Origin of the sequence: Allosphingosinicella sp. (assembly GCF_036387215.1) — a bacterium.
In the GTDB taxonomy this organism is placed as follows: Bacteria; Pseudomonadota; Alphaproteobacteria; order Sphingomonadales; family Sphingomonadaceae; genus Allosphingosinicella.
On the sequence record NZ_DASVUE010000043.1, the window covers coordinates 1 to 8598 of the forward strand.

The window sequence follows — 8598 nt, forward strand, 5'->3', positions numbered from 1 at the left end:
TGCATCGGCGGCGGGGAAGCCACTGCAATGGCCGTGGAGCTGATCGACTAGGACCGTCGCGCCCGCTTAAGCCGATCTTCACCGACGTCGGCTATCCGCCCTCCTGTATGCGGGAGGGCGAGGAATGCAGGCGGAACTGACGGCATCTACGGCCGGCGAGCTCCCGGCGGGCGAGGACCGCTGGTCGCTCGTGCTGGACGTTGCGGAGCGGCTCTTTCTGCTCCTTCTCGGCGGCTGGATGGTCTACCGCTTCGTCCCGGCGATCGGCTCCAATCCGTTCGCGGTGCTCGTCGTGACGGCCGAGATGCTGATCGTCGTCTTTGCCCTCATCAGGCGGACGGGACAGGCATCGAACACCCTCAGGGCGTGGACGGTGGCGATCATCGGCACCTGCCTCCCGCTGATGGTGAACCCGACGGGGCTCCAGCTGATCCCGCTACCTGCAGCGGGTTTCCTGATGATGCTCGGTCTGCTCGTCAACATCGGGGCGAAGCTGGCCCTCTCCCGAAGCTTCGGCATCGTCGCAGCCAATCGCGGCGTCCGGCGCATCGGCCCTTATCGCCTCGTCCGGCACCCGATGTATTTCGGCTACCTGATCACGCACGTGGGGTTCTTCCTCATGTGCTGCTCGATCTGGAACGCGATCGTCTACGGGGCCTGCTGGCTGTCGATGCTCCTGCGCATCGAACTCGAGGAAGCCGTCCTCAGCGAAGACGAAGAGTATTGCAGCTACCGCGGCGCCGTGAAGTACAAGCTTATTCCCTTCGTCTGGTGAGAGGCTTCTAGCCCAGCCGTCGGTCCCGCGTTGCGCCGATGCGGAGGCGGAGGGCGTTCAGCTTGATGAACCCGGCAGCGTCGCGCTGGTCGTAGGAGCTTGATCCCTCCTCGAATGTGACGAGATCCTGATCGTAGAGCGCGGCGGGGCTTTCGCGGCCGATCACCGTGGCATTGCCCTTGTAGAGCTTCATCCGGATGCGGCCGCTGACATGCTCCTGGCTCTTGTCGATCAGCGCCTGCAGCATCTCCCGCTCGGGCGAGAACCAGAAGCCGTTATAGATGATGCTCGCATAGCGCGGCATGATCTCGTCCTTCAGATGCATCGCGCCGCGATCGAGCGTGATCGATTCGATACCTCGGTGGGCTTGAAGGAGGATCGTGCCGCCGGGCGTCTCGTAGACGCCGCGCGACTTCATCCCGACGAACCGGTTTTCAACGAGGTCGAGGCGGCCGATGCCATTGTCGTGCCCGAGCTGGTTGAGCCGCGTGAGCAAAGCCGCGGGCGACAGCCGCTCCCCGTCGAGCGCGACGGGATCGCCGCGCTCGAAGTCGATCTCGACAATCGTCGGCTTGTCCGGCGCTTCCTCCGGCGAGATGGTGCGCTGGTGCACATATTCGGGCGCTTCGACCGCGGGGTCCTCGAGCACCTTTCCTTCCGATGAGGAGTGGAGGAGGTTGGCGTCGATCGAGAAGGGCGCCTCGCCCCTCTTGTCCTTCGAGATCGGAATCTGGTGCTTCTCGGCGAAGTCGATCAGCTGCTCGCGGCTCGCGAAATCCCATTCGCGCCAGGGAGCGATGACGCGGATGTCCGGCTCCAGCGCATAATAACCGAGTTCGAAGCGGACCTGATCGTTCCCCTTGCCCGTCGCTCCGTGGCAGACCGCGTCGGCGCCGACCGCACGTGCGATCTCGATCTGGCGCTTGGCGATCAGCGGCCGTGCGATCGATGTGCCGAGCAGATACTGCCCTTCATAGACCGTGTTCGCCCGGAACATGGGGAAGACGAAGTCGCGGACGAACTCCTCGCGCAGATCCTCGACGAAGATGTTCTCCGGCCGGATGCCGAGCAGCTCCGCCTTGCGCCGCGCTGGCTCCACTTCCTCGCCCTGGCCGAGATCGGCGGTGAAGGTCACCACCTCCGCCCGATATGCGGTCTGGAGCCATCTCAGGATGATCGACGTGTCGAGCCCGCCCGAATAAGCGAGCACGACCTTGCGCGGTGCCTGGTTTGCCATTGCTACCTCTAAGGATTGTACCTGTGGGGGGTCACGGATTGACGCCGAGCATCCACGCCATCGCGCCACGGGCGCTGTGCATGCGGTTCTCCGCCTGCCGCCAGACTGCGGAGCGGGGGCCGTCCATCACTTCGTCCGTGACTTCCTCGCCGCGCCGGGCGGGGAGGCAGTGGAGGAACCAGGCGTCTGACGAGCGGGACATGAGATCCGCGCTTACCTGATAGTTGGAAAAGGCCCTCAGCCGCTCTTCGGTCTCGTCATCCTGGCCCATCGAGACCCAGACGTCGGTGTAGACGATCTGGGCACCTTCGACGGCTTCGGCGGGATCGACGACCTGGCGAATGCCCTCGGGCGCCTCAGTGAAGCCATAGCCTTCGGGGCTCGCCACAATGAGCTCGGCACCGAGCAGAGAGCAGCCCTCGGCAAGCGAACGCGCCACATTGTTGTAATCGCCGACATAGGCGATGCGGACGCCCTCGATGCGGCCGAAAAGCTGCTTCACGGTCAGGAGATCGGCAAGCGCCTGGAGCGGGTGATCGCTGTCCGAGAGCATGTTGAGGACGGGCGTGTCGACCGCCGCCGCCATCTGCTCCAGGAGCCTGTGGTCCTTCACGCGCGCGGCGATGATCGAATGGTAGCAGGCAAGGGTGCGGGCAACGTCCTCGGGCGTTTCGCGGGTGCCAAGGCCGACCTCGTCCCGCTGGATGTAGACCGGGTGGGCGCCGAGCTGGACCGCCGCCATCTCCATGGAATTCCGGGTGCGGGCGGAGGGCTTCTCGAAGTAGAGCGCGACGCCCCTTCCCTGCAGCGGAAGGCGCGAATGCTGGCGCTCGGAAAGGGCAAGGATCTGCTCCAGCGCCTCGCGGCCGAGGTCGCGGATCGTGAGGAGATGGCTCACCAGTTCGCCTCCCTCTTCACCATGGTCCCGATCCCCTCGTCGGTGAGAATCTCGACCAGCAGCGAATGAGCGACGCGCCCGTCAATGATGTGCGCCGATCCGACGCCGCCATCGACGGCGTCCGCGCAGGCCCGAAGCTTGGGGATCATGCCCGCCGATACGCTTTCGTGCTGGATCCGCTCGCGGAGCTCGGCGGAGGTGAGGCGCGGGACGAGCGATGCTTCGTCGTTCACGTCCCCCAGCAGGCCCGGCGCTGCGGTGAGGTAGACGATCTTCTCCGCCGCCATCGCGACCGCGATCGCGCGCGCGGCTTCGTCGGCGTTGATGTTGTAAGGTTGGCCGTGGGCGTCGGCACCGATGGTGGAGACCACCGGCGTAAGTCCCTCGTCGAGCAGCCGGTGAAGCACCGATGCCCGGACCATGCTGACGTCGCCGACGAAGCCGAGGCTGGACTCGCGCGGAGTGACCGTGAGGAGGCCGCCATCCTCGCCGGAGACGCCGACCGCGACCGGCTCCTCGCTGGTCTCGCGGTTGATCGTTCCGACGAGGTCGCGGTTGATCTTGCCGACGAGGACCATGCGGACGATTTCCAGCGTCTCTTCGTCGGTGACCCTGAGGCCGTTCTCGAAGCGCGGCTCCTTCCCCACGCGGCGCATCATCGCGTCGACCTGGGGCCCGCCGCCGTGGACGAGGACGCAGCGGACACCGACGCTCCGGAGCAGAAGGACGTCCTGCGCAAGGGCCCGGTCAAGCTCCGCGTCGATCGCCGCGCCGCCCAGTTTCACCACGACGGACTTGCCGTGGAAGCGTTCGATGTAGGGAAGGGCCTGGACGAGGACCCGCGCGGTTTCGTTGGCACCGATCATGACGTTTTCGAATTCTCTTTGATGTAGCCGGGGCCGAGGTCGATCCCGACCACCCTGGCACTGCCCTGCCCCAGCCCGAGCGCCACTTCGATCTCGATCCGCTCCTGCTTCATGTGCGCTGCAACGGCGTCAGCGTCATGGTCGAAGTTCGTGCCCGCGCGGGAGACGGTGATGCCGCCGTAGGAGACGCTCGTCTTCTCAGCCTCGAACGCGACGCCCGACGATCCGGCGGCGGCGAGCAGCCGGCCCCAATAGGGGTCGCCGCCATACCAGGAGCATTTGACGAGGTTGTTCTCGGCAATGTTCTTCGCCGCCGCCCGCGCTTCGGCGTCGCTTGCGGCGCCTGTGACCCGAAGCTCGACCATCTTGGTCATTCCCTCGGCATCGCGCGCCATCTGAAGCGTCAGATCCTCGCACGCCTTGTGAACCGCATTGGCGAAGGCGGCGAGGTCCGGCCGCCCGCGACGCCCCGAAGCGAGAAGGATGACGGTGTCATTGGTCGAAGTCGCGCCGTCGACGTTGAGGGTGTTGAAGGTGCGGTCCGAGGCATCGCGGAGGATCGCCTGCATCTCCTCCGCCTCGACCGCCGCGTCGGTGGTGAGGAAGGCGAGCATCGTCGCCATGTTGGGAGCGATCATCCCGCAGCCCTTGGCCATTCCGCCGAGCGTGAAGCCGGGGCCTTCCACAAGCACTTCCTTCGACTTGTGATCGGTCGTGAGGATGCCCCGCGCCGCATCCTCGCCGCCCTCTTTCGACAGCTTCTTCGCGAGCTTCGGCGTCGCAGCTAGGATCTTTTCGATCGGCAGCGGAGTGCCGATGATGCCCGTCGAGCAGACCAGCACGTGCTCGGCGGAGACGCCGAGAGCTTCGCCGGCGGCAGCGCACATCGCCTCGGCATCGGCCTTCCCAGCAGGGCCGGTGCCGGCATTGGCGTTGCCGGAATTGACGATCACCGCCGAAGCGCGTCCGCCGTTCGCCTGAAGGCGCGAGCGGCTGACGTCGACGGGCGGAGCGAAGAACTTGTTCTGCGTGAATACGGCGGCGGCAGGCACCGGCTTGCCATCGTCCGTCGCGAGCAGCGCCATATCGTAGCGCCGCCGCTTGACGCCGGCATGGCAGCCGGCGGCGACGAACCCTTCCGCGGCGGTGACGCTCATGGATAAACTCCGCACAGCGGCAGCCCGGCGGTCTCTTCGAAGCCGAGCATGAGATTGGCGCACTGGATCATCTGTCCGGCGGCTCCTTTCACGAGATTGTCGAGGGCAGCGATCGCTAGGACCCGCTCCGTCCGCGGATCGTAGCGGGCGGTAACCTGCACCGCGTTCGACCCGAGCGTCCACTTGGTCGCCGGCGCCTGCTCCGTGACGTGGACAAAGGGCTCGTCCGCGTAAGCCGCGCGAAGCACCTCAAGCGGCTCATCGCGCCGCATTGGACGCGCGGCGCGGCCATAGCAGGTGGCGAGGATGCCGCGGTTCATCGGTGCGAGGTGCGGCGTGAACAGCAGTGTGGAACCGAGCTCCGCCTCCATCTCGGACGTGTGGCGGTGCGACACGAGACCGTAGGCTGCAAAGGATTCGGCAATGGTGTTGAACGCCGTCGCCTCCTTGGCCACACGGCCAGCGCCGCTGACGCCGGAGCTTGCGTCCACGACGATGCTGTTCGCCTCGATCAGCCCGGCATCGACGAGCGGCTTCAACGCCAGGATCGTGGCGGTCGGGTAGCAGCCGGCCGCCGCCACGGCGCCCGAGCCTCGGATCGCGTCGCGGTGCAGCTCCGGAATGCCGTAGACGAACCTCTCGAGCAGCTCCGGCGCGTGGTGCGGCTCGCCATACCATTGCTGGTATGCGGCAGGGTCCTTGAGCCGGAAATCCGCGCCAAGATCGACGAAGGATATGCCGCGATCGAGGATCGAGCCGGCAATTGCCTGCGTCTGCCCATGGGGCAAGGCCGCGAAGACCAGGCCGACGCCGTCCAGCGCCGCAGCGTCGAACTGCTCGATCGCGACTCCCGGATAAGCAAGGGCAAGATGCGGATGCACCTCCGCCACCGCCTGGCCTGCCTTCGAGTCGCCGAACAGCTTCGCAGGGCGCAGGAACGGGTGCGCCGCGCAGAGGCGCAGCAGCTCGCCGCCGACGAAACCAGATGCTCCGAGGATTGCAGTTCGAATTTGCATATCGCGCATGCCTATGCATCCCGATGCATAACTATGCAATACGCCGCAGTGAGGTGCGTTAAGTGCCTCAAGCGAAAAGCCGGAGCGGCCGGCAGATTAAGGGATCGTCGCCCCGTCCGAGCCGGCAACTTTCCTAACGCCCTCCAGCTCCTTCGGCTCGGCGGGCTTGGCGGGGGACGGCTCAGGCTTCTTCGAATCCGTCTTTTTGCCGAGCGGCGCCTCCTTGGAGGTGCTCGAATCGCCGGTCAGTGCCCACCGATAGCTCGGTGAAACCGCCGAACCGCTCGCCTTCGCCTGCTCGGTGACGAGGGCTGCGACGCCCTCGGCCTTGGCGGCTTCGAAGCGGCGGACGACGGGGCGCTGCAGCAGCTCCGCGAGCGGCGCGGGGAGCGGGGCGCCGTCGACGGCCGTCGCGGCGGTGGCGGCAAGCGCCTCCTGCAGCTCCTCCGGAGTCGGCGGAACGCTGGTGAGATGCTTCATCTTGGCGATGGACGGCTCGGCGCCGGCATAGCCGGTGCGGAAGGCGGGGCCGGTACCCCAGCCGCCGGTCCAACGGTAGAAGATGTGGGTGCCGACGATCGCTGCCTTGACCAGGCTGGAGCTCCAGTAAGGGACCACCCAGTTGGTGTGATAATGGGTCGACCAGCCGACCGGCTTGAAGACGGAGCCTGCAAGCGCCGCCTCGGCGATCTTCCGCGCCCGCTGCCAAAGCACCGGGTGCGGGGTGCGGGCCAGCGCGCCGTCGCAGGTGAAGGTGAACTGGCAGCCGGTGGCGCGCTCGGATCCCTGGAAGACGACGCCGCAGACGCTGTTCGGATAAGCCGGATGGCGCACGCGGTTGAGGACCACCTGCGCCACCGCGCGCTGGCCGTCGACCGGCTCCGTCGCAGCTTCGTAGTAGATTGCGGAGGTGAGGCACTCCGTCGCCCGGATGCGGTCCGCCTCGGTTGCCACGTTGAGGCGGAACGGGCGCGCTGCCGGGTTCGGAAGCGTCGAGACCGGAACGGCGGCGTTGATGCTCACCGCGTCCTCGGGCGCGATCTCGCGGAACTTGAGCGGCTCGGGAGCGGGCGGCACCTGGTCGCGAAGCGCGGCAGGAAGACTGGTGGGAACCTTGGCGCCGGCACGATCGGCGGGGGTGCCGATGCCGAGGATGGTGATGCCGGCCAGCAGGTTGAGCGCGAATACGGCCGCAAGCACGATCGAGGCAGACCATTGCCTCCATTCAAGCTTGGGCAACCGCGCACCAGTCGATCGCAAGGCGGCAATCAGCATCAATCACTCCGAATGGCGGACGCGGCATCTAGGCCCGGAGGGGCTGGCGAACAACCGCCGTCCGCCCGGCAGTGGCCATGGAAAGCTGGAACGAGGACAATCGATACAAGCGAGCTGTGCCTATAACACACCAACCTGTACCTAGCCAAAACGCCGGCTGCTCCGGCATGTAGGCATTCCTCCCGTAGGAACAACATTTCCGCCAATCGGTTCTCTTCCGGAACCTTTTTTGAGCGGGACAGAGAGATAGTGGCGACGAAAGCCTTCCCTGGAGTGGCCGATGGCCAGCCGGGACAATTTTTGACGGACGAATTCCAGCAGGGCCTCGCCCGCTGGAACAACCAGCGCCTGGCGCCGCAATTCCCAACGGGCGACTGGCAGAAGCTTCTGGAGCGCGACCTGCAGATGCTTCGGCTCGAGGGCGGCTTCCTTGAAGAACTCAGGAGCGAAGTGGCGGAGCGCGCCGCCGAGGCACCCACGGATGTGGACGGCTTCATCGCATGGTTCGAGGCGCTGCAGGAGAACGGCCCCGGTCAGAACGACCCGCTCTTCCCGTGGCTTGCCGAGGAAGCGACACGGGAGGAGCTCAGCTGGTTCCTGGAGCAGGAGACGGCGGGCGAGGCCGGTTTCGACGATCTTGTCGCCTATACCCAGGTAAAGCTTCCCGCGGCGCCCAAGCTGGAGCTTGCGCGCAATTACTGGGACGAGATGGGCCGCGGCAATCCGAAGGGAATGCACGGCCCGATGCTCCATGGGCTGATAGAGTCGCTGGGGCTGGAGCCGAGGATCGAAACCACCGTCTGGCAGAGCCTCGCACTCGCCAATGCGATGACCGCGATGGCGACGACGCGCCGATACGCATGGCATTCGGTGGGCGCGTTGGGAGCGATCGAGCTTACCGCGCCCGGCCGCTCTGCCGCCACTGCCGCGGCTCTGAAGCGGCTCGGCTTCTCCGGACGCGACGCCCGCTATTTCAACCTCCACGCCGTGCTCGACGTGAAGCATAGCGAAGACTGGAACCGGGAGGCGCTGCGGCCGCTGGTCGAGGAGGATCCCCGCCGGGCGACCGCCATCGCCGAGGGCGCGCTGATCCGTCTGAGGTGCGGCGAGAGGTGCTTCGAGCGGTACCGGGCTGAGCTCTGGAGCTAGGCCGGAGCGAGCGCTTCCTTCACCGCTTCGACGATCAGCTCCGGCCGCACGTGATGGAGCATGTGCCCGACGCCTTCCACCTGCGTAAGCCGCCCGTTCGGCATCAGCCGCGCAAGCAGCTTTCCCTGCCGCTCCTGCTCGACGATCTTGTCTGACGTGCCGACAAGAACGTGCGCCGGCGTTTGAATGCGGGTGACGTCCACCAGACCGGCCGGCGCCATCGGC

At 66.3% G+C, this 8598-nt stretch carries 9 protein-coding genes; 2 read left to right on the top strand and 7 right to left on the bottom strand.

Annotation, left to right across the window (positions count from 1 at the left end):
• Positions 1–124 precede the first annotated feature (124 nt).
• A complete protein-coding gene (locus tag VF662_RS02120; protein WP_464137132.1) occupies positions 125–775 on the top strand; it encodes a methyltransferase family protein in 651 nt (216 codons plus the stop codon).
• Positions 776–782: 7 nt separating this feature from the next.
• Here the strand turns inward: VF662_RS02120 and VF662_RS02125 are convergent, their stop codons facing one another.
• The 6 genes from VF662_RS02125 to VF662_RS02150 all read right to left on the bottom strand — a co-directional run bounded on the left by VF662_RS02125 (position 783) and on the right by VF662_RS02150 (position 7224).
• The gene (locus VF662_RS02125) at positions 783–2012 is read right to left on the bottom strand and encodes an argininosuccinate synthase (protein WP_464137134.1); all 1230 of its coding nucleotides are present in this window, start codon (positions 2010–2012) and stop codon (positions 783–785) included.
• Positions 2013–2043: 31 nt separating this feature from the next.
• A complete protein-coding gene (gene argF / locus VF662_RS02130) occupies positions 2044–2910 on the bottom strand; it encodes an ornithine carbamoyltransferase (protein ID WP_464137137.1) in 867 nt (288 codons plus the stop codon).
• Positions 2907–3776: an acetylglutamate kinase gene (argB, locus tag VF662_RS02135; protein ID WP_464137139.1), complete on the bottom strand. Its 870-nt coding sequence runs from the start codon at positions 3774–3776 to the stop codon at positions 2907–2909. The genes argF and argB overlap by 4 nt, the downstream gene beginning before the upstream one ends.
• Entirely contained in the window at positions 3773–4933 is a 1161-nt protein-coding gene (gene argJ / locus VF662_RS02140) for a bifunctional glutamate N-acetyltransferase/amino-acid acetyltransferase ArgJ (RefSeq protein ID WP_464137141.1), read from the bottom strand. Before argJ ends, argB begins: the two co-directional genes overlap by 4 nt.
• Positions 4930–5958, bottom strand: a complete 1029-nt coding sequence (gene argC, locus VF662_RS02145) for an N-acetyl-gamma-glutamyl-phosphate reductase (protein WP_464137143.1) — start codon at positions 5956–5958, stop codon at positions 4930–4932. The genes argJ and argC overlap by 4 nt, the downstream gene beginning before the upstream one ends.
• 87 nt (positions 5959–6045) lie before the next feature.
• Positions 6046–7224 carry a cell wall hydrolase gene (locus tag VF662_RS02150; protein ID WP_464137145.1) on the bottom strand — a complete coding sequence of 393 codons (1179 nt, stop codon included), beginning with the start codon at positions 7222–7224 and terminating at the stop codon, positions 6046–6048.
• A 300-nt stretch (positions 7225–7524) separates the two neighbouring features.
• Between VF662_RS02150 and VF662_RS02155 the strand changes: the two genes are divergently transcribed.
• Positions 7525–8373 carry an iron-containing redox enzyme family protein gene (locus VF662_RS02155; protein WP_464137147.1) on the top strand — a complete coding sequence of 283 codons (849 nt, stop codon included), beginning with the start codon at positions 7525–7527 and terminating at the stop codon, positions 8371–8373.
• Here the strand turns inward: VF662_RS02155 and VF662_RS02160 are convergent.
• A partial coding sequence (locus VF662_RS02160; protein ID WP_464137150.1) for an alpha/beta fold hydrolase occupies positions 8370–8598 on the bottom strand: 229 nt, incomplete at its 5' end. The two genes, VF662_RS02155 and VF662_RS02160, sit on opposite strands and share 4 nt — an antisense overlap.